Below are 25,310 nucleotides of genomic sequence, written 5' to 3' on the forward strand. Positions count from 1 at the left end.
CCACCGGCCTTCCGTTCACCCGCTTCACGCTTTTAGGTATGACTGCATCGTGATCTACCCGCTCCTCCTGATCGCTGCGACAGCTGCTGCTGATGGAGGCGCCACGCAGGATGAGGAGCGGATCGTCATTCCGCCGCCGATCCGCGCGATGCTGGATGCCGCCATCGCCTCGGGTAACGAGAACGAGGTTTCGACCATCGTCAAATATGCCCGCGCCGCCGATCCGGCGAGCGGCGATGCTGTGCTGCGGATCGCGGACGAATGGCGCGAGGTGCGCGCCAAGGATCGCCAGACGCGGATCGTCCGGGCCGGCTGGACCGACCTGTGGGTCGGGCGCGCCGAGGTGGGAGGCTTCATCACGACCGGTAATTCCAACACGGCGGGCGCAACCGGCGTGCTGGACCTGACGCGCGAAGGGCTGGAGTGGCGGCACAAGCTACGCGGGCGGATCGATTACCAGCGCAGCCTCGGCATCACCACGCGCGAACATTATCTCGCCGCTTATGAGCCCAACTGGAAACTCGATTCCCGTCGCTATGTCTATGGCGCGCTTCAGTATGAAAGCGATCGCTTCCTGGGCTATTCCGATCGTTATTCGGCATCGGCCGGTGCGGGTTACAGCGCGATCCAGTCACCCAAGGTGACGCTGAACCTGGAACTGGGCCCTGCCTTCCGTCACACGGAATTCACCGATGCAACGGTGGAGAGCAGCATCGCAGCGCGCGGGAGCGTGGACTTTGACTGGAAACTGACCCCCGGCCTGACGCTGCGGCAGGACGCATCGGCCTATCTGCAGCAGTTCAACTCCACCGTCAGCAGCACGACCGCGATGGCCGCCAAGCTGCTGGGGCCGCTCTCCGCGCAGGTGAGCTACACAGTACAATATGAAAGCATGCCGCCCGAGGGCCGCGTGTCCACGGACACGATCAGCCGGGCGTCGCTGGTGTATACGTTCTGACAGCCATGCGCGCGCGCCTTGAACGGGCACGCGCAAACATTCCCGAGCAGCGTCAACTCAGCGGAGCGCACCAGCCAGCAGCTTGTGCAATTTGGAGTGCAGGCCGTCATTGGCGGCGAGGAACTCGTTGCGTTCCAGCGCGCGATCACCACCGCGGAAATCGGTCACGAAGCCGCCGGCTTCCTTGACCAGCAACATGCCGGCGGCGACGTCCCAGATGTGCAGCTTTGATTCCCAATAACCGTCGAACCGGCCGGCCGCGACCCAGGCAAGATCAAGCGCCGCCGAGCCCAACCGGCGGATACCCGCCACCTGCGGCGCAATGGAGCCGAAGATGCGGGTCCATTCGGCAAAGTCACCATGGCCCATGAACGGGATGCCGGTCGCGACGACCGCCTCGGTCAGCTCACGACGAGAAGATACGCGCAGGCGCTGGTCCTGCAACCACGCCCCGCGTCCCTTCTCCGCCCAGAAGCTTTCGTCGGTCAGCGGCTGGTAGATCAGCGCGGTCGTGATCTCACGCTTGCCGTTGGGCATCGGCTCTTCAACCGCGATCGACATCGCGAAATGCGGGATGCCGTGCAAGAAGTTGGTGGTGCCATCGAGCGGGTCGATGATGAAACGCGGCTTGTTGGGGTCGCCCGCCACTTCGCCGCGCTCTTCCATGATGAAGCCCCAGTCGGGTCGCGCCTTGGAAAGCTCCTCATACAGCGTCTGCTCGGCACGCTTGTCAGCCATGGACACGAAATCCGCCGGCCCCTTGCGGCTCACCTGAAGGTGCTGGACTTCGTTGAAGTCGCGCCGCAGCCGTGGCGCGGCCTTGCGAGCGGCGCGTTCGATGACGGTGAAGAGACCGGAATGAGCTGGCATGTCGTCTACTTTCTTGCTTCCCCGTGAGGAAGCGAGGGGAGGGCCTGAAACGAAAACGCGACGCCGGGAGACATGCCCTCCCCTGGCCCCTCCCGCCTGCGGGAAAGACTATTCGGCGCGGCGGACGTAGGTCTGCTCGTACACGTCGACCACGATGCGCGTGCCGCTTGCGATGTGCGGCGGCACCATCACGCGCACGCCATTGTCGAGCACGGCCGGCTTGTAGCTGGACGAGGCGGTCTGCCCCTTCACCACGGCGTCCGCCTCGACGATCGTCGCCTCGATCGTATCCGGCAGCTGCACGCTGATGGCTTCCTCTTCGTAGAGTTCCATCACCACGTCCATGCCATCCTGCAGGAACGCGGCGGCATCACCAAGCAGATCGCGCGGCAGCGTCACCTGGTCATAGGTTTCCTTGTCCATGAACACGAGGCTGTCGCCCTCAGCGAACAGGAACTGGAAATCCTTGGTATCAAGGCGAACGCGCTCCACCGTTTCCGCCGAGCGGAAACGCACGTTATTCTTGCGACCATCGCGCAGGTTCTTGAGTTCGACCTGCATATAGGCGCCGCCCTTGCCGGGCTGCGTATGCTGGATCTTCACGGCGCGCCAGATGCCGCCTTCATACTCGATAATGTTACCCGGACGGATATCGACGCCGCTGATCTTCATGGTCTATACCTGCTGGAAAGAGCGATGGGCGCGTCTAGCGGCGAAGTGCCGATCCGGCAAGCAGCGGGTACGGATTGACCGGCGTTCCCTGATGCCAGCGCTCACCCGGCGCCATCCGGTTGACCGCGAAATGCAGGTGCGTGTTGCCCGCCCCCGCGTTGCCCGTGTCGCCGACAAATCCCAGCAGCGTGCCGCGCTGAACCGGTGATCCTTCGCGGATTCCCGGGGCGTAGCCGGCGAGATGCGCATAATAATAGATCCATTCCCGGCCCGGCGAGCGGACGTAGAGCGTGGTGCCGCCGGCGGCGCTTTCGAAGAGCTTTTCCACCTGCCCCGGGGCGGCCGCGAGGACCGGGGTTCCACCCGGGGCGAGGATGTCGATCGCCTGGTGCGCGCGGGTGCCGTCGCCGCGGCTGTCGCCCCAACTGTCGGCGATCTGATCCGCCGAAACCCCTGCGACGGGCATACCGATCGTGGCCGCGACCGCGGGTTCAGCGGGGGGTATCGGCCTGTCTGCGGAGAAGTTTGGCCGCTTCTGAGGAGCGACTGGCCCGAAGGACAGCATGGAGGCGAAACCGATCACCGCCAGCAGGATGAGGGACAAGATCGTTCCGCCCAGCCGCGTCATTGCATCCTGGCTCCCCTGCCGGTTCCAACCAAGCGAAGGCAGGGGCCGGAGCCTCTACCTTCATCATCGGCAAACCGATCAGGCGGCGGTTGTTTCCCGCCGGGCGACGGCTGAGCGTCGTGCTCAGCCGAGCGCGGCGTTGAACGCGCGGACGGCCGCTGCCTCGTCACCGCTCCAGACCGCGCCCGACGCGGCGATGAAGTCCGCGCCCGCAGCAACGAGCGGCGGCGCGTTTTCTGGGGTGATCCCGCCGATCGCCACGCAGGGCAATTCGAACAGGGTCGACCACCAGGACAGGATCACGGGTTCGGGGCGATGCTTCACCTGCTTGGTGGTGGTGGGATAGAAGCTGCCGAAGGCGACATAGTCCGCACCCGCGTCCCCCGCCTCCATCGCGAGGTGGCGGCTGTCGTGGCACGTGACGCCGATCTGGACGCCGGGGCCGAGGATCTGCCGCGCCTCGCGCGGGTCACCATCCTCCTGGCCGAGATGGACACCGTCGGCGCCGAGCCGCTTGGCGAGCGAGATGCTGTCGTTGACGATGAACGCCACGTCGCGGTCGGCGCAGATGCGCTGCAGCGGCTCGGCGAGACGCGCGGCATCATGCTGGTTGATGTCCTTCACGCGATATTGAAACGCGGCCACGGGGCCAGCATCGAGCGCGCGGGCGAGACGGTCCGGGAAAGCGCCGGCAACGTCGAGCGGGGAGATCAGATACAGCTGGCACGGCGGGCGACGATCGTCGCGCTTGAACGCGGCAGCAAATTCGGGGTCGAGCGGGCCCAGGGGATCTTCGATCATTTCACTCGCCTAGCCGCACGGACACGCATACGGAAGCCCGTGGCCAACACCTGCCCCCCGCTCCGCGTGCAACGAACGCCGTGCCTGCCGCGTTTAACCGCGATGATGGCACATCGTTCGAGAGCCTTCGCCCTGCCGGCAGCGGCCGGCATCCTGGCGGTGCTGGCCGGGTGCAGCCAGCCCGCAAAGCAGGTGGCGCAGCTGCCGCCCGCGCCGCCCGCGGTCGCGCACCAGCCGCCGCCGGTTGCACCGCCGCTGACCCTCGCGGGGATGCGCGCCGCTGCCGCCGCCACTGCGATCAACCCCTATGTCGGCGGCGCCGCGATGCTGGGCAACCGGACCATCGCGGAGAATTGCGCCAGCGCCCCCAATCTGCGGATGCTGACCCGGGCGATCAGCCTGAGCACCGCGCGCCAGACCTTGTCCGCGGCCAGCCCGGTCACCGTCTTCGCGCCCACCGACAGCGCCTTCGGCCGCCTGAACCGCGGTGCGGTGAACCAGCTTCTTGCCCCCGCCAACCGGCCTGCGCTGGACCGGGTCATGAGCTATCACATGGTGCCCGGCACGATCACCCTCGCCGACCTGCGCGGGCGGATCGCCGCCGCGGGGGGATCGGTGCAGCTGCCCACGGTCGCGGGCGTGCCGCTGACCGCAACCAGCGACGGACAGGCGATCGCGCTGATCGATGCCAATGGCAGCAAGAGCTATGTCGAGACGCCTGATGTCCAGCAGGTCAACGGGATCGTTCATGTGGTGAACGGGGTGCTCGTTCCCCGCATGGGCTGACGGCGAGGGTCTAGCCCGCCTCAGCCGCGCCAACGCGCGGCGGCCGCATCATCGGTGCTGCGCGCGTCCACCCAGCGCGTTTCCGCGCCCAGCCGCTCCCGCTTCCAGAACGGCGCATCGGTCTTCAACCGGTCGATGAGAAAGGCGCAGGCGTCGAGCGCGGCGGCGCGGTGCGCCGAACAGGCGGCGACGAACACGATCCGGTCGCCGGGGTGCATCGGCCCGACCCGGTGCACGATCGTCACCCCCGCGAGCGGCCAGCGCGCGGACGCTTCCGCGGCAAGCGCCTCGAGCGCCCTCTCGGTGGCGCCGGGATAATGTTCCAGCGTCAGTTCGGTGACGCCATCGTCACCGCGCACCAGACCAGTGAAGGTCGCGACGGCGCCGCCCTGCGTGTCGCCCGCGCCCTCGGCCAGCGTCATTTCCGCGGCGATATCGATCGGCGCGTCGCTGACCACGACCCGGATCATCCGCCCGTCACCGGGGGAAAGATCGCGATCTCCGCCGCGCCGTCGATCGGCGTATCGAGGGGCACGAAGTTCTGGTCACGCGCCGCCCGTAGCCGATCGCGGCGGGCAAAGGCCGTGGCGTGCGCCTCGGACCGACCGGCGAGCCAATCCACCAGATCGGCGATCGTGACCACGGTGGCTGGTGGAGCGACATCCTCCTCGGGCACGCCGACCTGCTCACGCACCCACGCGAAATACACCATCCGCATGGCCGGTCAGTCCATATGCCGGAGGCCAGCGCGCAGATAATCCCACCCGGTGACCAGCGTCAGCGCGGCGGCACCCCAGAGCGAGACCAGCCCGACCAGCTTGATCCAGCCGAGCGCGGGCAACGCGCCGGCGAGGATCAGCGCGCCGAACGAGACCAGCTGCAACGCGGTCTTCCACTTGGCGAGGCGCGAAACGGGGAGCGACACCTGAAGCCCCGCGAGGAACTCGCGCAGGCCCGAGACCGCGATTTCCCGCAACAGGATGATCAGCGCGGCGATGATGTGAACGCCGGTGATGACGGCGATGTCATTGTGCCGTGTGCCGACCAGCATCAGGATCACCGCCGCGACCATGATCTTGTCAGCGATCGGATCAAGGAAGACGCCCAGTTTCGAGACGGTACCCTGCGCGCGCGCCAGATAGCCGTCGAAATAGTCGGTCAGGCCCATCAGGCAGTAGAGCGCGAACGCAAGGCCGAAGCCGGTGTGCCAGCTGGGCCACCAGAGCAGCGCCACCAGCGCCGGCACGGCGACGATTCGCGACAGGGTGAGAAGGTTGGGAAGCGATAACACGACAGCAGACTTAAACCGGCAGCGCCCCGGTGCAAGCCTGCTCACCGTGCCGATCGGGTCCATGGGGCGGCATCGATCGTACTATGCGCAGGGTTGGCATCACCGTCGACCAACGGCTATGCCCGCCTCCATTCTGCCACAACCGGGCCATTTTGCGCCATGATCAATGCCCTCGGGCTTCTTAAACGGCGGCGCTTCCTGCCGCTTTTCATCACCCAGTTCCTCGGCGCGTTTAACGACAATCTGTTCAAGACCTCGATGGTCCTGTTCGCGACCTATGAGATTTTCGCGAGCGAAACGCAGGAAAGCTTCTTCAACGCGCTGGCCGCCGCGCTCTTCATCCTTCCTTATTTCATCCTGTCGGCGCTGGCCGGGCAGCTGGCGGATACGACCGACAAGGCGCGCATCATCCGATTGGTGAAAATCGCCGAGTTCGTGATCATGGCGATCGGTTGCGCCGGGTTGCTGCTCGCGCGGACGGGGCAAGTGACGCTGCCGGTCGCGCTGATGCTGCTGGCGATCGTCGGGCTCGGCATTCATTCGACCTTCTTCAGCCCGATCAAATACGCCATCCTGCCGCAGCATCTGGAGGATGAGGACGTGCTGGGCGGCACGGGCCTGGTCGAAGCGGGCACGTACCTGTCGATCCTGCTCGGCACGATCGTGGCCGGGTTCATCTACGAATCGATCACCCTCATCGCGACGACCACCTTCCTCGTTGCGCTGCTGGGCTATATTTCCGCGCGGCTGGTGCCCCCTGCCCCGCGCCTCGGCCCGCCGCTGAAGCTCGATTTCCATCCGCTGCGCGCGTCGTGGCGGCTGGTGGCGGGCACGATGCACATCCCACGCCTGTTCCTCGCGATCTGCGCGATCAGCTTCTTCTGGACGATCGGATCGGTGCTGGTGGTGATCTTCCCGCCGCTGGTGAAGAACGTGCTGACCGCGGACGCCAGCGTCGCCAGCCTGGTGCTCGCCATCTTCTCGGTCGGCGTGGCGATCGGATCGGTGGTGATCAACCTGATGCTGCGCGGGCAGATCTCGGCGCGTTATTCGCCCGCGTCGGTCATCGCGATGGGCGCGGCGGTGCTTGCCTTCTGGTTCGTCGCGACCCGCTGGGATGCCGCGCCTGCGGGGACGCTGTACGACATTCCCGCGTTCGTAACGCATCCGGGCGCGCCGCTCGTCCTGCTGACGTTGCTGTTCGTGGCGACATTCGGCGGCATGTTCGTGGTGCCGCTCTACGCCTTTCTCACCACCACCGTCCCCAAGGACCAGACCGCGCGCACCGTGGCGGCGAACAATGTCGTCAACGCCGGCGCGATGACGATCGGATCGGCCGCGGTGGCGGGGATCACGGCGCTGGGGGCGACGGCGAGCCAGTTGCTGCTGGTGGTCGCTGGCATGTGCCTCGTCTCGGCATGGATCGCGCAACGGCTCCATCGCGCCTGCGACTGACCCGCGGGCGCGACCGTCAGCTCGGGCGACGGGCGATCACATCATCAAGGTGTAGAAGCAGATGAAGAAGGCGGTGAAGCTCAGCACGAACAGCTTCAGATCCTGATCGTCGTCGCGCCGATCGCGCACCTTGGTGGGCGGCGCCATCCTCTGGCGCATCGGGTGGCGGAAGGATGACGGAGGAGGCTGACGATCCATAGGCAATGGTTAACGCCGCATTTACCTTTTCGCACCCGCCATTCGTGACCGCGGTGCGCAACTGTCCAAGGATGATACAGGAGAGAAAAATGCCTCTTTACGAATTCCGCGGCCGGCGGCCCGTCTGTCACGAGACCGCCTGGGTTGCGCCCAGCGCCGATCTGGTCGGAGACGTGCGGCTGGCGGAGGATAGCAGCGTGTGGTTCCGCGCGGTGATCCGGGGCGACAATACGACCATCCCGATCGGCGCGCGCAGCAACATCCAGGAAGGCGCGATGCTCCATTCCGATCCGGGCGCGCCGCTGACCATCGGCGAGGATTGCACGATTGGCCACCATGCCATCCTTCATGGCTGCACGATCGGCGACCGCGTGCTGATCGGCATGGGTGCGACCGTCCTTAACCGCGCGGTCATCCCCGATGACTGCATCGTCGGCGCCAACGCGCTGGTCACCGAAGGCAAGACCTTCCCGCCCGGCAGCCTGATCGTGGGCAGCCCGGCGCGCGCGGTGAAGCAGCTGGACGAGGCGGCGATCGCATCGCTGAAGGTCTCGGCAGCGCATTATGTGCAGAATGCACGCGATGCCGGCGACAACCTGCGCCGGGTGGACTGAGCGTCCTTTACGATTGTTCAGGGAGCCGATGGTACATGCTGGACAGATAGTTTCGGGGAGGACATAACCAAAATTATGTCTGTCCCAGCGATCCTTTCTCGCCTGCGGTTGCCGGTCATCGGCTCCCCGCTTTTCATCATCTCCGGGCCCGATCTCGTGATCGCGCAATGCAAGGCGGGGATCGTCGGATCCTTCCCGGCGCTCAATGCGCGGCCGCAGGGGCTGCTTGACGAGTGGCTGCACCGCATCACCGAGGAGCTGGCGGCGCACAACCGCGACAATCCGGATCGCCCCGCCGCGCCCTTCGCGGTGAACCAGATCGTGCACAAGTCCAACGACCGGCTCGAGGCGGATCTGGCCACCTGCGAGAAGTGGCAGGTGCCGATCACCATCACCTCGCTCGGCGCACGCGAGGAATTGAACCAGGCGGTGCACAATTGGGGCGGTATCACCTTCCACGACGTGATCGACGACCGGTTTGCGCGCAAGGCGATCGAAAAGGGTGCCGACGGGCTGATCCCGGTGGCGAGCGGTGCGGGCGGCCATGCCGGTCGCCTGTCGCCCTTCGCGCTGGTCAGCGAGATCCGGCAATGGTTCGACGGCCCGGTCGCGCTGTCGGGCGCGATCGCGACGGGAGATGCGGTGCTCGCCGCGCAGGCAATGGGCGCTGATTTCGCCTATATCGGATCGCCCTTCATCGCGACGGTCGAAGCGAATGCCGATGAGGGCTACAAGAATGGCATCGTCGAGGGGAAGGCGGCCGATATCGTCTATTCCAACCTCTTTACCGGCGTGCACGGCAATTACCTGCGCGGCTCGATCGAGCGGGCTGGGCTGGACCCCGACAATCTGCCCCAGGGCGATTACAAGACGATGAACTTCGGCCAGAATTCGAACGGCGAGCCGGCGAAGGCAAAGGCGTGGCGCGACATCTGGGGATCGGGCCAGGGCATCGGCGCGGTGCAGAAGGTGGAAACCGTCGCCGAGCGGATCGACCGCATGGAGCGCGAATATAATGCCGCGCGCGCGCGGCTGCAGCTGTCGGCTGCCTGAGTATCGGGCGCTGCGCCGGAATGTCGCCGGCGCCGCGCCTGATGGTACGTGATGATTGACGCGGGAAGGCGATCCCTCCCGCGTTTGTCACCAGCCGGATTTAGGCCTGGGCGTCGTCGCCTTCGTCAGCGACAGTGTCGCCGCCGGTCTGGAAATAGGCCTCAACCGGGCCGCTCAGCTTGATCGTCAGCGGGCGGCCGTGGCGATCGACCTTCTTGCCCAGCGCGACGCGGATCCACCCCTCCGAGATCGAATATTCCTCGACATCGTTGCGCTCGACACCCTTGAACCGGATGCCGATGCCGCGTTCCAGCGTCGGCTGGTCGAAATACGGGCTCGAAGGATCGATCGAAAGATGGTCGGGGGGCGTATCGGTCATGGCCGCGCGCGTAGCCGATCCGATCGCGGTGCCCAACAAAAAAAGCGGCGCGGGAAGCGTTGCTCCCCGCGCCGGTCCCTGCGTGCTGGTGGGACCCCGGCCTAGCGGCAGATGCGCACCGGCACCCGGCCGCCGTAATAAGGATCGTAGCGCCACTGCTGGAAGCAGCGCGGGCGATAATTGTAGCGGTAGTTGTTGTAATACCGGCGCGGCGCCCAGCCACGACGGTCGTAGCGATCGTAATAGCCGTCATAACCATAGCCGCCCCAGCGACCACGATCGTTGGACGACGCGATCGCCGCGCCAAGGCCAAGCCCGATGACGCCGCCGATCAGCGCGCCGGCAGCAACATCGCCGCCGCGATCATAGCCACGGCGCCAGCGCTGCGCCTCTGCCGGCGCGGCGGCGGCAAGGGCGGTGGCGGCCATCGCGGTCCCCAGCCCCGCCTTCATCAGAAAACCGTTCATCTCGAACCTCCTCATACAGCTACGCTCGGTCCGCTCTCCCGGTGCAAACGCATGATGCGGCAAGCGCGTTCATGCTACTTGCGCGATTCGGGCTGAACCGGCTCGGAATGTCGCGTTCACAAGGGGTTTAGGGAAAAGACATGGCCTATTGGCTGCTCCGGTCGGAGCCGGACGTTTACGGTTGGGATGATCTGGTCCGCGAGGGCGAGACCGAGTGGGACGGCGTGCGCAACTATACGGCACGCAATTTCCTCAAGGAGATGGAGCCCGGCGACCAGGCGATCTTCTACCATAGCAACAAGGAAAAGGCCGCGGTCGGCGTGATGGAGATCATCCGCGCATGGCAACCCGATGGCGACAAGGAACAATGGGCCAAGGTGCGGGTCCGCCCGGTAGAACGGCTGGCCAACCCGGTACCGCTGGCGACGATGAAGAGCCACCCGCGGCTCGCCAGGCTGGAGGTGCTGCGGCAGAGCCGGTTGTCGGTGACGCCGGTTCGCGACGAGGAGTGGGACGTGTTGATGGAATTGGGCGGCGCAGTCGGCTGACGCGTGCAGCCGGCGGCGGGGAACAGCGTCAGAACTCGCGCACGACGCGCAGGCCCGCGGTGGGCCGCGCGCGGTGGGCGCGCAGCTTCTCCACGCCAAGCGACAGCTGGACGTTGGCGGCGTGGGAGACGCGCCGGTGGATCTGCGGGCTGAGCTTGACGCTGCGTTCGGCGCCGCCGGCGACGTTCAGCTCGGCGCCCAGGATCGTGCCGGGTCGCGCATCGTAGAACAGCGCATGGTTGAGCAGCAGGCCATTGCGTCCCGTCCGCCGACCCAGGCTGATATCGTCGAGCCCGATCATGTTCATCGTGCTCCAGCGCGCGTTGAAGCGGTGGCCGGCGAGGTACAGCAAGGTGTTGGTGTAGCGGCCGCTGTCGCGGTGATAGATGCCGAGATACTGCACGCCATGCGCGCTGCGCCCGTCCGCCGACGCGCCGAGCGAGGATTGCAGGCCAAGCTTGTAGGCGGCCAGCCGGCGGCCGTCGAACGGCAGCTCGAACTCGATCGCATGCCCCCGGGCAAAGGCATATTCGATCTCTGGCGCCCATTCGGTCTCGTTCGCGCCGAAGGGCGAGCCGGTCTGGGCAAGGACATTGACCTCCAGCTCGCCGCGCTCCGCGCCGAGCGGGCGGACCATGTCGAAGATCATCGGCTCGGGGATCGAGGGATAGGTGCTGGCATGAGCGGCGCCGGCCAGGAAGGCGAGCGGCACCAGGGCACAGGACAGGCGCATGAAGTCTCCCGTTTTCACGAACGGTGACGCCTATGGGCGCGGCGGCCTGCCTTCCAGTCGCCAGGGCGTTTCCGACGACATTGTAACGTTTGCCGGGAGCGCGGGCGTGACCGCGCGTCGCTCCGCCGAGGCGCGCAGGCCAGCCTCGATCAAGGACATGGTGGCAAGTGCCTCTTCTGGCGGAACGGGATTGGGCCCCTCCCCGCGGATCGCGGCCACGACGCCCCGGTAGAAACGGCGCTGATCGCCGCTGACCGTGGCAACCGCCCGGCTGCCGGCGCCGTCGTGGAGGATCGCGGAATCGGGATCTTCCCCCCAGCCCGGCACGCCCGGGATCATGCCGGCCAGCAATTGCGCCTCCTGCTGATCGGGCATCGCCTTGACCAAAGTACCGCCCGTTCCATGCACCACGAAGCGCGGGCTGCCGCCGGCCGACAGCATGGAAGCGTGCACGATTACCCGCTTGTCGGGATAGGCGAGCACGGCGTGCGCCCAGTCATCAGCCTGCCCGCCCGGGCGAAGCACCGCCAGATCGGCCTCGATCCGCTCGGGCATGCCGAACAGATGCACCGCCTGATCGATCAGATGCGGCGCCAGATCATACCAGATGCCCCCGCCCGGCACGCGCCGCTCGCGCCAGCGATCGCGCACCTGCGGGCGGAAACGGTCGAAGTGGCTTTCGAAATGGACAACCTGCCCCAGGTCGCCGCGCGCGATCGCTGCCGCGACGGTGAGGAAGTCACTGTCCCAGCGGCGGTTGTGAAAGACGCTGACGAGCCGCTTTGCCCGGCGAGCGGCGTCGACCACCGCGGCGGCATCGGCGAGCGTCAGCGCGAAGGGCTTGTCGACCACGACATGCTTGCCGGCGTCCAGCGCCGCCATCGCGAGCGGGGCGTGACGATCATTGGGCGTGGCGATCACCACCAGATCGATGTCGTCGCGCGCGATCGCCGCCTCGGGCGTCGCCTCGACCGCGACATCGCCGAGCGCGGCGCGCACCGTATCGGGACGCGAGGAAGCGACCGCAGCGATCCGCAGCCCCTGGGTGGCGCCAATCAGCGGCGCGTGAAACACCCGGCCGGCATAGCCGAAGCCGATCAGCGCAACGCGGCAATCATCCATGGCCTTTTCTCTCCGCTGTCACGCGCGGGAGTGCAAGTCGCGACCTGCTGGGATGGGCGCAGGAGAAAGCCAGACACACGAACGCCGCCTCAGCCGGGGTGCCAGCAGCGCTGGCGTCCCGCGGCGAAGCGGCGTCGAATTGTCCGGGCCGATCACGACCCGTCCGGCAACAAGGATCAGGCGGCTTCGGCCGACCGCTTGTGGCGCTTGCGCTCGTTCGAATCGAGGTAGCGCTTGCGCAGGCGGATCGTCTTGGGCGTCACTTCGACCATCTCGTCGTCGTCGATGTACGCAATCGCCTGTTCCAGCGTCATCTTCTTCGGCGGGGTCAGGCGGATCGCATCGTCCTTGCCGCCCGAGGCGCGGAAGTTCGTCAGCTGCTTCGCCTTCATCGGGTTGACCTCAAGGTCTTCCGTCTTGGCGTTCTCGCCGATGATCATGCCCTCGTAGAGCGCCTCGCCATGGCCGACGAACAGGATGCCGCGCGCCTCGAGCGGGCCGAGCGCGTAGGACTGTGCCTCGCCGGCGCCGTTGGAGATCAGCACGCCGTTCTTGCGGCCCTCGATCGGGCCCTTGTGCGGGCCATATTTCTCGAACAGCCGGTTCATGATGCCCGTGCCGCGCGTGTCGGACAGGAATTCACCATGATAGCCGATCATGCCGCGCGACGGCGCGGAGAAGGTGATGCGCGTCTTGCCACCGCCCGACGGACGCATGTCGGTCATCTCGGCCTTACGCAGGTTCATCTTCTCGACGACGGTGCCCGAATGCTCCTCGTCCACGTCGATGATGACGGTTTCATACGGCTCGAGCTTCTTGCCGTTCTCGTCCTCACGGAACAGCACGCGCGGGCGGCTGATGCCGAGCTCGAAGCCCTCGCGGCGCATCGTCTCGATCAGAACGCCGAGCTGAAGTTCGCCGCGGCCGGCGACTTCGAAGCTGTCGCGGTCGGCCGATTCGGTCACCTTGATCGCGACGTTCGATTCCGCCTCGCGGAACAGGCGGTCGCGGATCATGCGGCTCGTCACCTTGCTGCCCTCACGGCCCGCCATCGGCGAATCGTTCACGGCGAAACGCATCGACAGCGTCGGCGGATCGATCGGCTGCGCCTGGATCGCCTCGGTCACGGTGATGTCGGCGATGGTGTTCGACACGGTCGCAACGGCAAGGCCGGCGAGGCTGATGATGTCGCCGGCGCGCGCCTCGTCGGTCGGCACGCGCTCAAGGCCCTGGAAGGTCATGATCTTGGACGCGCGGCCCGTCTCGATCACCTTGCCGTCCATGTCGAGCGCGTGGATCGGCTGGTTGATCTTCACCGTGCCCGAATTGACGCGGCCGGTGAGCACGCGGCCAAGGAAGTTGTCACGATCGAGCAGCGTCACCAGGAAGGTGAACGGTGCGTCGACGTCGAGCGCCGGCGGCGGCACGTGATCGACGATCTTCTGGAACAGCGGGGTCAGCGTGCCCTCGCGGCGATCGGGATCCTCGCTGGCGTAGCCGTTGCGGCCCGAGGCGTAGAGAACCGGGAAATCGAGCTGCTCGTCGGTCGCATCGAGGCTGACGAAGAGGTCGAACACCTCGTCCAGCACTTCCTGGATCCGCTGGTCGGGACGGTCGACCTTGTTGACGACGACGATCGGGCGCAGGCCCAGCGCCAGCGCCTTGCCGGTCACGAACTTCGTCTGCGGCATCGCGCCTTCCGACGAATCGACCAGCAGGATCACGCCGTCGACCATCGAGAGAATACGCTCCACCTCGCCGCCGAAGTCGGCGTGGCCCGGGGTATCGACGATGTTGATACGGGTGCCTTCCCACTCAATCGAGGTCGGCTTGGCCAGAATGGTGATCCCGCGCTCTTTCTCGAGATCATTGGAGTCCATGGCGCGCTCTTCGATGCGCTGATTGTCTCGAAAGGTGCCCGACTGGCGAAAGAGCTGGTCGACAAGAGTAGTTTTGCCATGATCGACGTGCGCGATGATGGCGATGTTGCGCAACTGCATCGGAATTCCTGAATGGCCGCGGCCCTCGCGGCGTTGAGGCGCCGTTAGCCTATTTGCTGCGCTGCGGCTAGAGCCGGCAGAACAGCCGGGCAGAGATGTAGTTCCCTGCCCGGCCGATCATCTCATCAGAAACGGCCGTACAGCTCTATGCCGTAGAAGCGCGGTTCGCCGGCGATATAGGTCGGCGTGCCGAACGTGCCACCGGTGTTGCCCGCGTCGATCAGATAGCGTTCGTTGGTGAGGTTGCGGGCAAAACCGCCGATCCGGTAGCGGCCGTCAGCAAACTCCACCCCGGCACGCACGTTGACCAGCGTATAGCCGTCCTGGCTGATCTCCTCCCGGTTGGGCAGTTCGAAGAACACCTTGCTCTGATAGCTCGCCGAGGGCGTGGCGTAGAAGGTGACGCCGTCCGCCAGCGGCAGGCGAAGCGATGCGCCGCCCGCCGCGATCACCTCCGGCTGGAGGCGGAAGCGGTTGCCGGCGAAGGCGTTGGTGCCACCGCCGGGCAGCGGCTTGTCGCTGATCCCGCCGTCGATATAGCCGAAGCTGCCGAAGACGCTGAGGAAGCGGGTCGGGCGCCAGGTGCCCTCCAGCTCGACGCCAAGGTTGTTGGCGGTGCCGGCGCTTTGCGTGGTCACGCGGCCGTCGGGATCGGTGACGCTGACCTGGAAGTCGTCATAGGTCTGGTAGAAGACCGACAGCGTACCAGACAACGTGCGGCTGCCCGCCTTGATGCCGGCTTCGTAGTTCCAGACGGTTTCCTCCGGCACGATCTGCAGCGCGGGTATCGCACCGGCCGGGCCGGCGGCGGAGCCGAGCTGCACCACGGGCGAGCGGCGCCCCTTGCTGACGGTGGCGAAGACGTTGAGGTCGTCGGTCACACGGTACAGCGCGTTCACGCGCGGGAGGACCGCGGCGAAGCTGCGCTCCGCCACGAACTTCGCACCGCCGGTGCCGACCGTGCCGAGCAGGCTGGTGCGCACGCCGAGCGAGGCGAGCAGCACCGAATTGGGCTGGATCGCGCTGTAGCCCGACTGGCGATCCTCGATCAGCACGCGCGCGCCGGCGGTCACCTCAAGGGCGTCGGTCGGGATCCAGGTAGCGTCGGCGAACACCGAATAGGTGTCGTTGTTGCCATAATTGGTGAATTCGGAACTGTAGGGCACGACGGTCGCAGCGCCGCGCGACAGGATCTGCGTGGCCCGCGCGGCGAGGATGGCGCCGTTGGGCGCGATGCAGTTGGTGCCGGTCGGCAGGCCAGCGGCGTTCAGCGCGGCGCGCACCTGCGCATAAGGCGCGGCGATGGAGCAGGCGATGTACGTCCCCTCTTCGGTCGAGAAGGGCACGCGCTGATAGCCGTTCTCGAAGAAGGCGTTCCAGCCGAACGAGGCGCGGTAGCGCTCCCCAGTGAAGTTGAAGCGACCTTCGTGGCTCCACTGGTCACCCTTCGCATCCTCGGCGAATTCCAGATACCAGGCGGGGCCACCGTCGGCGTCGAACGTCTCCAGCGCGTTGAAGCGGCGATAGCCGTTGACGGTGGTGAAGGTGACGCCGGGCGCGACATCGACGTTGATCGTCAGGTTCGCGTCATAGACGTCGCGGTCGAGCCCGAGCTTGCGCTTGCCGAGCACCTCCTGGCTGAACGGCGATCCGGAAAGCTCTGCATAGCCGAAGTCGCCGGTCTGCCCGCCGGTGGGCGCGAACACACGGCTCTTGAAGGCGGTGCCGGGATTGCGTTGCCCGTCATAGGTGAGGACGAGATCGGCTGTGACGGCGTCCGACGGCGTCCAGCGCAGCGAGCCGCGGATGCCGCGCTGATCCTGGCCGTTCAGATCGTCCTGATCGACGCGACCTTGGCTCTGGTTCGGCACATCCGGATCGCCAGCGATGTTGCGGACATAGCCGTCGCGATATTTGTACGCGAAGGCGAGGCGCGCGGCGAGCGTATCGTTCCCGGCATTAAGGAAGCCGGAGACCTGCGCGCGATCGTAATTGCCATAGCTCGCCAGCAATTCACCCGAAAAGCCCGGCTGCGGCTTCGCCGAGACGATGCTGACCGCGCCGATCGCGGCGGCGGTGCCGAACAGCGTCGCCTGCGGGCCCTTCACCACCTCGAGCCGCTCGAGATCGAAGAGGTCCTGATACGCCCCGCGAGACCGGCTGATATCAACGCCGTTATAGTAGAGGGTGACGCGCGCGCCCTGCTGCGACGATCCCGAATCCGAGGTGATGCCGCGGATCACGAAGCCGGGGTTGTTCGCGCTCTGCTCCTGCACGCGCAGGCCCGGGACGAACAACGCCACCTCGGCAAGCGAATTGACGCCGATCTCGCGCATCCGTTCCTGCGTGACGGCGGTGACCGCGAGCGGCACGTCCTCGATCCTTTGCTCCACCTTCTGCGCGGTGACGACGATGTCGCCATCATCTCCCGGCACCTGAGCCTGGGCGAGTGCGGCCGTCGAAGAACAGGCGAGCAGCGTTGCGACGACGCCGCCCGAGAAGGCGCGGTTCATGATATTCCCCCGAATGTTCTGGCTGTGGTGAGCGGCCGCTAGGCCCCTGTCGTGGCAGCTTCGTTACTTTTCCGTGCCAATCGAAAGACAGCGCGTGAAATCAGGCACGTTTGCGCGAGTCCGACCAGCGTATTATATCACTGGTACACTTGAACGAAGCACCGTCAGCCGCCATCGTGGAGGCTGACGCTGGAGGATGTAGATGGCGACCACCCCTGAAACGATCACCGCGACGGACACGGCGCTGAAGCTGACGCCGCCCGACCCGGTGCCCACCGTGACGGCGGAGAAGGCCGCGGGACTTGTACCGGTCGAGGAAGGCGTGAAATCGAAGCTGGAGGAACGCGCCGATTACGCCGTTCAGCAGCTGATGGAGCGCGACGCCAACAGCCCGGAATTCGGCAAGGTGGTCGATGCGATCACCAACATGGGCGCCAAGGAAATCCGCGATGCGGCGGGCCAGTCCAACCGCTTCCTCGATCGTCCCGTGCGGGCGATGGATCAGGAAACCGGCGTTGGCAAGGATCTCGCCCAGCTGCGCCGCGTGGTCGAGGATCTCGACCCCGGCAAGAAGGGCAATCTGACCGCGCCGCAGAAGCTGTTCGGGATCATCCCGTTCGGCAACAAGATGCGCAATTATTTCGACAGCTACAAATCCAGCCAGACGCACATCGCCTCGATCCTGAAGAGCCTGGCGTCGGGCAAGGACGAGTTGTTGATGGACAATGCGTCGATCGACACCGAGCGCGCCAATTTGTGGAGCGCAATGGGCAAGCTGGAACAGATGATCCAGCTGTCGAAGATGCTGGACCAGAAGCTGGAGGACAAGGCGAACGAGCTGGACGCGACCGATCCGGCCAAGGCGAAGGCGATCCGCGAGACCGCCCTGTTCTACGCCCGGCAGCGGACACAGGACCTGCTGACCCAGATGGCGGTCACGGTGCAGGGCTATCTGGCGCTAGACCTGGTCAAGAAGAACAATGTGGAGCTGATCAAGGGCGTCGATCGCGCATCGACCACCACGGTCGCGGCGCTGCGCACCGCGGTGACGGTGGCGCAGGCGATGACCAACCAGAAATTGGTGCTGGAACAGATCACGCAGCTCAACACCACGACCGCCAACATCATCGATTCGACCGGCAAGCTGCTGCGGTCCAACACCGCGCGCATCCATGAGCAGGCGGCGAGCTCCGCCATCCCGCTTGAGACGCTGCAGCGCGCGTTCCAGAACATCTACGAGACGATGGACGCGATCGACACGTTCAAGCTGAAGGCGCTGGATTCGATGAAGACCACCGTCGACACGCTGTCGGGCGAGGTCGAGAAATCGCGCGGCTATATCGCCCGGGCGGAAGGCGCGGCGCAGAACCGGCTGGGCAATTCGCCCGAGACCTTCAAGCTGGAGTCGCTGTGACCTCGCACGAGACCGATCAGGCGCTGTCGAGCGCGCGCAACACGCTCGATCGCGTGCGGCTGCAATCGTTCGACACGCTGCCGGGCACGCGCGCGGTCAGCCGGCGGCCGCGGCAACGGCGCAGCGTGGCGAAGCGCGTCGCGGCGATCGGCGTGGCCAATGCCGCGATCCTGTTTGCCGCGGCGATCATCGGCATCGCGATAATGCCGATCGGGCTGTTCGGCGCGTTGGCGGTGCTGATGATGATGGCGGCAGTGACGCTCGCGATCGCCTTTGCCCCCGGCCCGCGCCCGGTGACTCATGAAAAGCTGGCGCGCAGCGACCTGAAGGCGCTGCCGATGCAGACGACGCGCTGGCTCGATGCGCAGCGACCGGCCCTGCCCGCGCCTGCCGTCCAGATCGCCGACCGAATCGGCCTCCGGCTCGACACGCTGGGCAAGCAGTTGCAGACGGTCGGCGACGAAACGCCCGCCGGTGCCGACATCCGCCGGCTGGTCGGTGAGCAGCTGCCCGATTTCGTCCGCGACTATCAACGCGTGCCGCCCGAGCTGCGCGCTACCGAGCGCAACGGCAAGACGCCCGACCGCCAGCTGATCGAGGGGCTGGAACTTATCGAGCGCGAGATCGGCCAGATGAGCGAGGAGCTTGCCCGCGGTGATCTCGATTCGCTCGAAACGCGCGGCCGCTTCCTCGAGATGAAGTACAAGGATGGCGACCCCGCGTGACGATCGGCGGGGAACACTGCCGCTCGTTCAGCTAAGCCATCTTCATTAAACGACGCGACATTGTCATCGAAATGGGGTAGCGCGGCGGGCATGAACGAACGCGTCCGTACCTTCGAAGGCATCCACAATTTCCGTGACTATGGCGGCTATGCGGCGCGCGATGGCCGGCTGAGGAGCGGGATCCTCTGGCGGTCCGGCCAGCATGGCGCCGCCACCCCCGACGACCTCGCCGGCGTGGCGCAGATCGGCCTGTCGACGGTGATCGACCTGCGTGGCGACAGCGAGCGGCAGTCGATGCCCTGCCTGCGGCCCGAGCCGTTCGATGCCGTCGTGCTGTTCGCGGCGGGCGAGACCGTCGGCTCCGAACTGGCGCCGCACGAAGAGGCCGGGCGCGGCATCGCGACGGCGGCGGAGGCGAAGGAGGCGATGACGCGGCTCTACGTCAACATGCCCTATCGCGAAGTGCTGGTCCGCTCGCTGAGCCTGTACTTCGACGCGCTGGCCACCCGCGAGGGACCGAGCCTTCTGCACTGCCTGGCGGGCAAGGACCGCACCGGGCTTGCGGCGGCGCTGCTCCACCGCCTGCTCGGCGTTCATGAGGATGACGTGATGGCGGATTACCTCCTCACCAACGTCGCGGGCAATCAGGCGCGCCGGATCGCGGCCGCGGGCGATTCGATCCGCGAGCGCTATGGCAGCCAGATCACCGGCGACGCGATCGTGACGTTGATGGGCGTCGATGCGGATTACCTGCACGCCGCGACGCGCTCAATCGAGGAGCGCCACGGATCGGTCGAGCAATATGCCGAGGCGGTGCTGGGCGTGGATGCAGCACGCCGCGAGGCGCTGCGCCAACGACTGATCGATTGAGCCGGAGCAGCGGCAGCACCGTGACAATTTGCGACACTTTTGCGGCGCGCTGACAAACACGCGCGACAATCGGTGTGCATATGGGTCCCATGACGGGAAGCAAGAGCTTCTCCTTTAGGAAGGACCCGTAAGTCAATGAAACGCTTTATCTTTGCAGCCGCCCTCGCTGGCACCGCGATCTCCGGTGCGGCCATCGCCCAGACCGCCGCCCCCACCGCTGCCACGCAGCGGGGCCCCGGCGCTGCCGACACCAACCGCGACGGTGTGGTGACCCGTGCCGAGGCGCTGGCCGCGGCTGATGCCCGCTTCGACCGGCTCGACGCGGACAAGAACGGCAAGCTGACCGCTGGCGAGCACCGCGGTCGCCGTGGCGGCGCTGAGGCGGAGGTAACCCGCGAGCAGTTCCGTGAACGTGCCGGCCAGCGCTTTGATCGCATGGACGCGAACAAGGATGGCCGCATCGACGCGGCCGAGCGCCAGGCGATGCGCGACAAGTGGAAGGGCAAGCGCGGCGGTCGTCATGGCGGCGGCATGGGCATGATGATGGGTGCCGATGCCAACCGCGACGGCGTGCTGACCAAGGCCGAAGCCGTTGCAGCGGCCGGCGCCATGTTCGACCGCGTCGACACCAACCGCGATGGCCGCATCGACGCGGCCGAGCGGCAGGCCGCCCGCGGCGCGATGAAGATGCGCGGTGCCCCCAACGGCGAGGCTCGACCGGCGCGCTGAGCCCACGCCGTGCGATCAACCGATGACCGGAGCCGGGCGACGATCATGTCGCCCGGCCCTTTCCGGCGGAGCATGACATGCTAGATGCCGACATCATGGTCGATACGCCCCACCTGCTGCTCGTCGACGACGAGCGGTCAATCCGCGAGCCGCTGGCGCAATATCTGGTCAAACAGGGGTTTCGGGTCACGCAGGTTGGCGATGCCGAGGCTGCGCGCATGCGGCTGGGCGCCTATGCGATCGATCTCGTCATCCTCGACATCATGATGCCGGGCGAGGACGGGCTGAGCCTCTGCCGCCATATCCGCGCGACCAGCGACATCCCCGTGATCCTGCTCACCGCCAAGAGCGAGGAAACCGACCGGATCGTCGGGCTGGAGATGGGCGCCGACGATTATATGGTGAAGCCCTTCTCCCCGCGTGAGCTTGCCGCCCGGATCAAGGTGGTCCTACGCCGTGTGCAGGCGGGCGGTGCGCGGCAACATGCGCCGGAGGCAGGCGCTTACGCCTTTGCCGACTGGATCCTGAAGACTGGGGAGCGAACGCTTGTCGACCGCGAGGGCGTGGCCGTGCCGCTGTCGACCGGCGAATATAACCTGCTTCACGCACTCGTGACCCGGCCACGTCAGGTGCTGACCCGTGACCAGCTGCTCGACCTGACGCAGGGCCGCGAGGCGGCGGCGTTCGATCGCGCGATCGACAATCAGGTCAGCCGCCTGCGCAAGAAGATCGAGGCCGATCCGCGCAATCCGCAGCTCATCAAGACGGTGTGGGGCGGCGGCTATACGCTCGCCGCGGAAGTAACCCGGCTGTGACCCGCCCGTGATCCTGCGCTTTCCCCGCAACCTGTCGGGGCAGCTTGCGCTGCTGCTGGCGATCGCGCTGTTTGCGGCGCAGGCGATCAACCTCGCGCTGATCCTGCGCGAGCGCGCGGCTTTCAAGATCGCTCAGGCCACCAGGCCGGCGGCGGTGCGGCTGGCGGACGCGCTCGACCATGCGGTCGACCGGCCCCTGGTGACCGACCGTGGCCGGGTGCGGCAACGCGCCAGCAATCCCATTCCCGCGGGGTTTGAGCGTCTTCCGAAGGTTGGCGAGGAACTGCGCCAGCAACTGGTCGAGCTCGGCGTCACGCCCGGACGGATCGATACCGGCATCCGGCCGGGCGACCATCGAAGCCCGCGTGCGGCGGCGCGCCATGGCGGGCGGCCCACCGACACGTTGATGTTCGCCGTCCAGCAAGCCGACGGCAGCTGGGTGACCACCAACGCGCCCTGGCCGCGCCACAACAACCGCATCTTCTGGGCGCTGCTGGGGCAGACGCTGATCATCTACATCCTGATCCTGCTGCCCGTGTTATGGATCGCGCGCCGCATCTCGCGGCCGATGCGCGCGCTTGCGGTGGCAGCCGGCGCTTTCACCCCGCGCGGGGAAATCTCCGCCGTCCCGGTCGAGGGGCCGAGCGACGTGCGCGATCTCATCGTCGCCTTCAACGGCCTGACCCGGCGCGTCACCGACATGCTGGACGAAAAGGACCGAATGCTCGGTGCAATCGGCCATGATCTGCGTACGCCATTGGCGGCGCTGCGTGTGCGGATCGAATCGGTCGAGGACGAACAGGATCGCGCGCGCATGGCGGCGACGATCGAGGAAATGAGCCGCACCCTCGACGACATTCTGTCGCTGGCGCGGCTCGGGCGGCCGAGCGAGGCGGTGACCGAGGTTGACCTCGCCGCGCTGGTCGATGCCGTGGTGGAGGATTTCCGTGATCTGGGCGCCGACGTCGCCTTTGAAGACGTCGAGCGGTTGCGCATGCGGCTGCGCCCGACGCTGTTCCGCCGCGCCGTCCGCAACCTCATCGAAAATGCCGTGAAATATGCCGGCGCCGCGGAAGTGGCGATCACCGCGGGCGAGCGGTCCGTCGCAGTGTCGGTCGCCGATCGCGGACCCGGCATCCCGGACGATCAACTGGCTGCCGTCTTCAATCCTTTCACCCGGCTGGAAGGATCGCGCAACCGCGACACCGGCGGGATCGGCCTCGGCCTCGCGCTGACCCGCGCGATCGTGCAGGACGCCGGCGGCGAGGTGACGCTCGCCAATCGTCCCGACGGCGGATTGGTCGCGACGATCACCCTCCCCCGCTGATCCCACCCACCAACCCGGCGATTGACACGCCGGGACTTGTCACCGCCAGCGCGGGAGGCGAAGAGCACGCGGAGGGAGCAGCCGCATGTCCATTCTGTCCGACCGTTGGATTCGCGAACAGGCACGCGAACACGGCATGATCGAACCGTTCGTCGAGGCGCAGCGGCGCGATGGCTGCATCAGCTATGGTCTTAGCTCCTACGGCTATGATGCTAGAGTTGCTGACGATTTCAAGATCTTCACCAATGTCGATTCGGCCACGGTCGATCCGAAGGATTTTGCCGCAAACAGCTTCGTCGATCGCAAGACCGACGTCTGCATCATCCCGCCCAACAGCTTCGCGCTGGCGCGGACGGTGGAATATTTCCGCGTGCCGCGCGACGTGCTCGTCATCTGTCTGGGAAAATCGACCTATGCCCGGTGCGGGATCATCGTGAACGTCACGCCGCTGGAACCCGGCTGGGAGGGGCATGTGACGCTGGAGTTTTCCAACACCACCCCGCTGCCGGCCAAGATCTACGCCAACGAAGGCGCCTGCCAGTTCCTGTTCCTGCAGGGGAACGAGCCGTGTGAGGTCAGCTACGCCGATCGCGCGGGCAAATATATGGGGCAGCGCGGGGTCACCCTGCCTCGGCTTTGATAACCGGAGGCGAGCCAGACTGCGTCCACTCGCCCCCGCACCTTTTCAGAAGCACGGCGTCGCAGCGCTGCCACGGATGCCTAGGCGGCCGCGCGTTCGCGCGCTTATCTGACCGCGAGTGTCGTCGGCGCTAGGCTGCGCAAGCCGCGCCGGGCGACATCATGCGAGGTGGCGATCGCGCCACCCGGCAACGCCATCTCCACCGCCTCGGCATCCAGCGCCGCGCGATACAAGCCCTCCGCCTCCGCGAGGCGGCCGGTGCGGGCATAGACGGTGCCGAGGTTGATCATCAGCTCGGGCCGGCTGGGAAAGATGCGCCGCTCGTTGAGCAACACTTTCTCCGCTGCCGCATAATCCCGTGCCTCGATCGCCTTAAAGCCCGTGCGATCGCGCGCGAGCGCGGGGCTGGCCAAGCAGCCGGCCAGAGCAAGGAGGTACACGACGCGCATCACACCTTCTCCCGTTCAGCGCGAAGCCACATGCTTCGTTACGCTTTTATGACAGGATGGTGTCACTTTTCTGACAACGGCGCAAGTGCGGGGAAGCGGCAGATAGAGGCGCAGCGCGGGGCCTCGTCGGCGTCCAGCTCGGGCGCCGCCAGACCAAGGCGCTGAAGCGCGCCCTGCGAACGAGGCACAAAAAAAGGGCGACCTCCAGGAGGCCGCCCCGTTGCGCTTCTGATGACCAGAGTGATCAGAATTCGCGGTAATATTGCTCGTTGCCGATGAAGCCGAGCTTCGTCACGTTCGACCGCTTGATCACTGCCAGCGTCTGATCGACCGTGTCGTAACGAACCGTCGGATCCGGCTGGAAGTGCAGCTCGGGCTCCGGGTTCATCGCTGCCGCCACGTCGAGGTACTGACGCAGGCGGACCGGGTCGACCGGCGAGCCGTTCCAGCTGACGGTGCCATCGGTCGCGATGGTGATCTTGTTCTTCTGCGGATCGACCGGCGGCCGAGTCGCATTCGGATCATTCACCGGCAGATCGACCTTCACCGCGTGGGTCTGGATCGGGATGGTGATGATGAACATGATGAGGAGAACGAGCATGACGTCGATCAACGGCGTCGTGTTCATCTCCATCATCGGCTCGCCATCGTCCTTGCCGCCACTCATTGCCATATCGATTACTCCTGGTGGCTTGCTTACAGACGCTCGGTGCCGGTGCCCGGCGGCGGCTCGGAAATGAAGCCGACGCGTGCGAAGCCCGCCATCTGCATGTTGTAGATCGCGCCTGCCACGCACTTCCACGGCACGTTCACGTCACCGCGCACATGCGCTTCGGGCAGTTCCAGGCCGGGGGCGTTCACGCCGCCCTGCCGTTCGATCTCGGCCTTCAGCTTGGCCACGGCGCGATCCAGCAGCTCCTCGTGAGTCACCGGGGTCATGCCCCAGTAAACGGCACAGGCACCATCAGGCTTGGTCGTGATCGAGAGGGAAACGTTCTCGGGCTTGGTGGTGGTCGGGTCGAAGCGTACGCTCGGCAGCTTCACCGGAACCGATTGGATCACGACCGGCACCGCGATCAGGAAGATGATGAGGAGCACCAGCATGACGTCCACGAGAGGCGTCGTGTTGATGTCCGACATCGGGGTTTCTGCGGCGGAGTCTCCACCAACGCTCATCGCCATAAGTCAGGCTATCCTATGTCTTCGTTCCCACCGGTTATCCGGTCGGGAAAGGTGGCGGGGTCGCCGGCTGG

General features: G+C 66.2%; 29 protein-coding genes. 13 read left to right on the forward strand and 16 right to left on the reverse strand.

Annotated features, from left to right (window positions below; all coding sequences use genetic code 11):
- Positions 1-49 precede the first annotated feature (49 nt).
- Positions 50-958 (forward strand): DUF481 domain-containing protein, encoded by a 909-nt coding sequence (locus L8F96_RS07505; protein WP_231621995.1) that lies wholly within the window; start codon positions 50-52, stop codon positions 956-958.
- Positions 959-1,015: 57 nt separating this feature from the next.
- Here L8F96_RS07505 and L8F96_RS07510 read toward each other — a convergent pair whose 3' ends face one another.
- The 4 genes from L8F96_RS07510 to thiE form a co-directional block, all read right to left on the reverse strand.
- Complete coding sequence (locus L8F96_RS07510; RefSeq protein ID WP_125944975.1) at positions 1,016-1,828, reverse strand: inositol monophosphatase family protein; 813 nt, start codon at positions 1,826-1,828, stop codon at positions 1,016-1,018.
- A 108-nt stretch (positions 1,829-1,936) separates the two neighbouring features.
- Positions 1,937-2,500, reverse strand: coding sequence for an elongation factor P (gene efp / locus L8F96_RS07515; protein ID WP_046410650.1), 564 nt, complete (start codon positions 2,498-2,500; stop codon positions 1,937-1,939).
- Between the two features lie 34 nt (positions 2,501-2,534).
- Complete coding sequence (locus L8F96_RS07520; protein WP_334655684.1) at positions 2,535-3,128, reverse strand: M23 family metallopeptidase; 594 nt, start codon at positions 3,126-3,128, stop codon at positions 2,535-2,537.
- Between the two features lie 123 nt (positions 3,129-3,251).
- Positions 3,252-3,929 carry a thiamine phosphate synthase gene (thiE, locus tag L8F96_RS07525; protein WP_334655685.1) on the reverse strand — a complete coding sequence of 226 codons (678 nt, stop codon included), beginning with the start codon at positions 3,927-3,929 and terminating at the stop codon, positions 3,252-3,254.
- 105 nt (positions 3,930-4,034) lie between these two features.
- On the opposite strand from thiE, the gene L8F96_RS07530 reads away from it, so the two are divergent.
- Positions 4,035-4,715 carry a fasciclin domain-containing protein gene (locus L8F96_RS07530; protein ID WP_136451215.1) on the forward strand — a complete coding sequence of 227 codons (681 nt, stop codon included), beginning with the start codon at positions 4,035-4,037 and terminating at the stop codon, positions 4,713-4,715.
- Between the two features lie 20 nt (positions 4,716-4,735).
- On the opposite strand, the gene L8F96_RS07535 is transcribed toward L8F96_RS07530, so the two are convergent.
- From L8F96_RS07535 to pgsA, 3 genes are read right to left on the reverse strand one after another with little or no spacing between them, the layout of a single operon-like run.
- The gene (locus L8F96_RS07535; protein ID WP_136451216.1) at positions 4,736-5,185 is read right to left on the reverse strand and encodes a molybdenum cofactor biosynthesis protein MoaE; all 450 of its coding nucleotides are present in this window, start codon (positions 5,183-5,185) and stop codon (positions 4,736-4,738) included.
- Positions 5,182-5,433, reverse strand: coding sequence for a molybdopterin converting factor subunit 1 (gene moaD, locus L8F96_RS07540; RefSeq protein ID WP_136451217.1), 252 nt, complete (start codon positions 5,431-5,433; stop codon positions 5,182-5,184). Before moaD ends, L8F96_RS07535 begins: the two co-directional genes overlap by 4 nt.
- Before the next feature lie 6 nt (positions 5,434-5,439).
- Positions 5,440-6,006, reverse strand: coding sequence for a CDP-diacylglycerol--glycerol-3-phosphate 3-phosphatidyltransferase (gene pgsA / locus L8F96_RS07545; protein ID WP_046411745.1), 567 nt, complete (start codon positions 6,004-6,006; stop codon positions 5,440-5,442).
- 159 nt (positions 6,007-6,165) lie between these two features.
- Between pgsA and L8F96_RS07550 the strand changes: the two genes are divergently transcribed.
- The 3 genes from L8F96_RS07550 (at position 6,166) to L8F96_RS07560 (ending at position 9,326) form a co-directional block, all read left to right on the forward strand.
- Complete coding sequence (locus L8F96_RS07550) at positions 6,166-7,461, forward strand: MFS transporter (protein ID WP_046410657.1); 1,296 nt, start codon at positions 6,166-6,168, stop codon at positions 7,459-7,461.
- 287 nt (positions 7,462-7,748) lie between these two features.
- Entirely contained in the window at positions 7,749-8,273 is a 525-nt protein-coding gene (locus L8F96_RS07555) for a gamma carbonic anhydrase family protein (protein ID WP_046410659.1), read from the forward strand.
- A 75-nt stretch (positions 8,274-8,348) separates the two neighbouring features.
- Positions 8,349-9,326, forward strand: coding sequence for an NAD(P)H-dependent flavin oxidoreductase (locus L8F96_RS07560; RefSeq protein WP_046410661.1), 978 nt, complete (start codon positions 8,349-8,351; stop codon positions 9,324-9,326).
- Positions 9,327-9,426: 100 nt separating this feature from the next.
- On the opposite strand, the gene L8F96_RS07565 is transcribed toward L8F96_RS07560, so the two are convergent.
- Both L8F96_RS07565 and L8F96_RS07570 read right to left on the reverse strand, forming a co-directional pair.
- A complete protein-coding gene (locus tag L8F96_RS07565; protein ID WP_125944984.1) occupies positions 9,427-9,705 on the reverse strand; it encodes a DUF3297 family protein in 279 nt (92 codons plus the stop codon).
- Between the two features lie 101 nt (positions 9,706-9,806).
- Positions 9,807-10,172 carry a hypothetical protein gene (locus L8F96_RS07570; protein WP_046410664.1) on the reverse strand — a complete coding sequence of 122 codons (366 nt, stop codon included), beginning with the start codon at positions 10,170-10,172 and terminating at the stop codon, positions 9,807-9,809.
- 140 nt (positions 10,173-10,312) lie between these two features.
- Here L8F96_RS07570 and L8F96_RS07575 point away from each other — a divergent pair, with 140 nt between their 5' ends.
- On the forward strand, positions 10,313-10,720 hold the full coding sequence (locus L8F96_RS07575; protein WP_334655686.1) for an EVE domain-containing protein: 408 nt from the start codon (positions 10,313-10,315) through the stop codon (positions 10,718-10,720).
- Between the two features lie 28 nt (positions 10,721-10,748).
- Here L8F96_RS07575 and L8F96_RS07580 read toward each other — a convergent pair whose 3' ends face one another.
- The 4 genes from L8F96_RS07580 to L8F96_RS07595 form a co-directional block, all read right to left on the reverse strand.
- Positions 10,749-11,453 carry a hypothetical protein gene (locus L8F96_RS07580; RefSeq protein ID WP_296220682.1) on the reverse strand — a complete coding sequence of 235 codons (705 nt, stop codon included), beginning with the start codon at positions 11,451-11,453 and terminating at the stop codon, positions 10,749-10,751.
- A gap of 30 nt (positions 11,454-11,483) precedes the next feature.
- Positions 11,484-12,575, reverse strand: a complete 1,092-nt coding sequence (locus tag L8F96_RS07585) for an oxidoreductase (protein ID WP_334655687.1) — start codon at positions 12,573-12,575, stop codon at positions 11,484-11,486.
- Positions 12,576-12,751: 176 nt separating this feature from the next.
- On the reverse strand, positions 12,752-14,575 hold the full coding sequence (gene typA / locus L8F96_RS07590; protein WP_046410670.1) for a translational GTPase TypA: 1,824 nt from the start codon (positions 14,573-14,575) through the stop codon (positions 12,752-12,754).
- Between the two features lie 125 nt (positions 14,576-14,700).
- On the reverse strand, positions 14,701-17,088 hold the full coding sequence (locus L8F96_RS07595) for a TonB-dependent receptor (RefSeq protein ID WP_334655688.1): 2,388 nt from the start codon (positions 17,086-17,088) through the stop codon (positions 14,701-14,703).
- Positions 17,089-17,290: 202 nt separating this feature from the next.
- Between L8F96_RS07595 and L8F96_RS07600 the strand changes: the two genes are divergently transcribed.
- From L8F96_RS07600 to dcd, 7 genes are all read left to right on the forward strand, one after another.
- Complete coding sequence (locus tag L8F96_RS07600) at positions 17,291-18,502, forward strand: toxic anion resistance protein (RefSeq protein ID WP_046410673.1); 1,212 nt, start codon at positions 17,291-17,293, stop codon at positions 18,500-18,502.
- Positions 18,499-19,227: a hypothetical protein gene (locus L8F96_RS07605; protein ID WP_052742597.1), complete on the forward strand. Its 729-nt coding sequence runs from the start codon at positions 18,499-18,501 to the stop codon at positions 19,225-19,227. Before L8F96_RS07600 ends, L8F96_RS07605 begins: the two co-directional genes overlap by 4 nt.
- Before the next feature lie 90 nt (positions 19,228-19,317).
- A complete protein-coding gene (locus L8F96_RS07610; protein ID WP_334655689.1) occupies positions 19,318-20,097 on the forward strand; it encodes a tyrosine-protein phosphatase in 780 nt (259 codons plus the stop codon).
- A 135-nt stretch (positions 20,098-20,232) separates the two neighbouring features.
- Positions 20,233-20,826: an EF-hand domain-containing protein gene (locus L8F96_RS07615; protein ID WP_334655690.1), complete on the forward strand. Its 594-nt coding sequence runs from the start codon at positions 20,233-20,235 to the stop codon at positions 20,824-20,826.
- A 95-nt stretch (positions 20,827-20,921) separates the two neighbouring features.
- Positions 20,922-21,641 (forward strand): response regulator, encoded by a 720-nt coding sequence (locus L8F96_RS07620; RefSeq protein ID WP_125945079.1) that lies wholly within the window; start codon positions 20,922-20,924, stop codon positions 21,639-21,641.
- A 7-nt stretch (positions 21,642-21,648) separates the two neighbouring features.
- Positions 21,649-22,968 carry a sensor histidine kinase gene (locus L8F96_RS07625; RefSeq protein ID WP_417158951.1) on the forward strand — a complete coding sequence of 440 codons (1,320 nt, stop codon included), beginning with the start codon at positions 21,649-21,651 and terminating at the stop codon, positions 22,966-22,968.
- Between the two features lie 85 nt (positions 22,969-23,053).
- Positions 23,054-23,608: a dCTP deaminase gene (gene dcd, locus L8F96_RS07630; protein WP_046410677.1), complete on the forward strand. Its 555-nt coding sequence runs from the start codon at positions 23,054-23,056 to the stop codon at positions 23,606-23,608.
- Positions 23,609-23,712: 104 nt separating this feature from the next.
- Here the strand turns inward: dcd and L8F96_RS07635 are convergent, their stop codons facing one another.
- The 3 genes from L8F96_RS07635 to L8F96_RS07645 form a co-directional block, all read right to left on the reverse strand.
- On the reverse strand, positions 23,713-24,057 hold the full coding sequence (locus L8F96_RS07635; protein WP_145119173.1) for a tetratricopeptide repeat protein: 345 nt from the start codon (positions 24,055-24,057) through the stop codon (positions 23,713-23,715).
- Positions 24,058-24,301: 244 nt separating this feature from the next.
- Positions 24,302-24,730, reverse strand: coding sequence for an ExbD/TolR family protein (locus L8F96_RS07640; protein WP_046410680.1), 429 nt, complete (start codon positions 24,728-24,730; stop codon positions 24,302-24,304).
- A 23-nt stretch (positions 24,731-24,753) separates the two neighbouring features.
- Complete coding sequence (locus L8F96_RS07645; protein WP_082103117.1) at positions 24,754-25,239, reverse strand: ExbD/TolR family protein; 486 nt, start codon at positions 25,237-25,239, stop codon at positions 24,754-24,756.
- Positions 25,240-25,310 lie beyond the last annotated feature (71 nt).

Source organism: Sphingomonas panaciterrae, assembly GCF_036890205.1.
In the GTDB taxonomy this organism is placed as follows: Bacteria; Pseudomonadota; Alphaproteobacteria; order Sphingomonadales; family Sphingomonadaceae; genus Sphingomonas; species Sphingomonas panaciterrae.

Coding starts and splice junctions, on each gene's coding strand:
- L8F96_RS07645 (WP_082103117.1), bottom strand. CDS start 25,239: ATGGCGATGAGCGTTGGTGGAGACTCCGCCGCAGAAACCCCGATGTCG.
- dcd (WP_046410677.1), top strand. CDS start 23,054: ATGTCCATTCTGTCCGACCGTTGGATTCGCGAACAGGCACGCGAACAC.
- L8F96_RS07635 (WP_145119173.1), bottom strand. CDS start 24,057: ATGCGCGTCGTGTACCTCCTTGCTCTGGCCGGCTGCTTGGCCAGCCCC.
- L8F96_RS07640 (WP_046410680.1), bottom strand. CDS start 24,730: ATGGCAATGAGTGGCGGCAAGGACGATGGCGAGCCGATGATGGAGATG.
- typA (WP_046410670.1), bottom strand. CDS start 14,575: ATGCAGTTGCGCAACATCGCCATCATCGCGCACGTCGATCATGGCAAA.
- L8F96_RS07600 (WP_046410673.1), top strand. CDS start 17,291: ATGGCGACCACCCCTGAAACGATCACCGCGACGGACACGGCGCTGAAG.
- L8F96_RS07595 (WP_334655688.1), bottom strand. CDS start 17,088: ATGAACCGCGCCTTCTCGGGCGGCGTCGTCGCAACGCTGCTCGCCTGT.
- L8F96_RS07570 (WP_046410664.1), bottom strand. CDS start 10,172: ATGAACGGTTTTCTGATGAAGGCGGGGCTGGGGACCGCGATGGCCGCC.
- L8F96_RS07610 (WP_334655689.1), top strand. CDS start 19,318: ATGAACGAACGCGTCCGTACCTTCGAAGGCATCCACAATTTCCGTGAC.
- L8F96_RS07530 (WP_136451215.1), top strand. CDS start 4,035: ATGGCACATCGTTCGAGAGCCTTCGCCCTGCCGGCAGCGGCCGGCATC.
- thiE (WP_334655685.1), bottom strand. CDS start 3,929: ATGATCGAAGATCCCCTGGGCCCGCTCGACCCCGAATTTGCTGCCGCG.
- moaD (WP_136451217.1), bottom strand. CDS start 5,433: ATGCGGATGGTGTATTTCGCGTGGGTGCGTGAGCAGGTCGGCGTGCCC.
- L8F96_RS07615 (WP_334655690.1), top strand. CDS start 20,233: ATGAAACGCTTTATCTTTGCAGCCGCCCTCGCTGGCACCGCGATCTCC.
- efp (WP_046410650.1), bottom strand. CDS start 2,500: ATGAAGATCAGCGGCGTCGATATCCGTCCGGGTAACATTATCGAGTAT.
- L8F96_RS07565 (WP_125944984.1), bottom strand. CDS start 9,705: ATGACCGATACGCCCCCCGACCATCTTTCGATCGATCCTTCGAGCCCG.
- L8F96_RS07585 (WP_334655687.1), bottom strand. CDS start 12,575: ATGGATGATTGCCGCGTTGCGCTGATCGGCTTCGGCTATGCCGGCCGG.
- L8F96_RS07560 (WP_046410661.1), top strand. CDS start 8,349: ATGTCTGTCCCAGCGATCCTTTCTCGCCTGCGGTTGCCGGTCATCGGC.
- L8F96_RS07620 (WP_125945079.1), top strand. CDS start 20,922: ATGGTCGATACGCCCCACCTGCTGCTCGTCGACGACGAGCGGTCAATC.
- L8F96_RS07555 (WP_046410659.1), top strand. CDS start 7,749: ATGCCTCTTTACGAATTCCGCGGCCGGCGGCCCGTCTGTCACGAGACC.
- L8F96_RS07535 (WP_136451216.1), bottom strand. CDS start 5,185: ATGATCCGGGTCGTGGTCAGCGACGCGCCGATCGATATCGCCGCGGAA.
- L8F96_RS07520 (WP_334655684.1), bottom strand. CDS start 3,128: ATGACGCGGCTGGGCGGAACGATCTTGTCCCTCATCCTGCTGGCGGTG.
- L8F96_RS07580 (WP_296220682.1), bottom strand. CDS start 11,453: ATGCGCCTGTCCTGTGCCCTGGTGCCGCTCGCCTTCCTGGCCGGCGCC.
- L8F96_RS07575 (WP_334655686.1), top strand. CDS start 10,313: ATGGCCTATTGGCTGCTCCGGTCGGAGCCGGACGTTTACGGTTGGGAT.
- L8F96_RS07510 (WP_125944975.1), bottom strand. CDS start 1,828: ATGCCAGCTCATTCCGGTCTCTTCACCGTCATCGAACGCGCCGCTCGC.
- L8F96_RS07550 (WP_046410657.1), top strand. CDS start 6,166: ATGATCAATGCCCTCGGGCTTCTTAAACGGCGGCGCTTCCTGCCGCTT.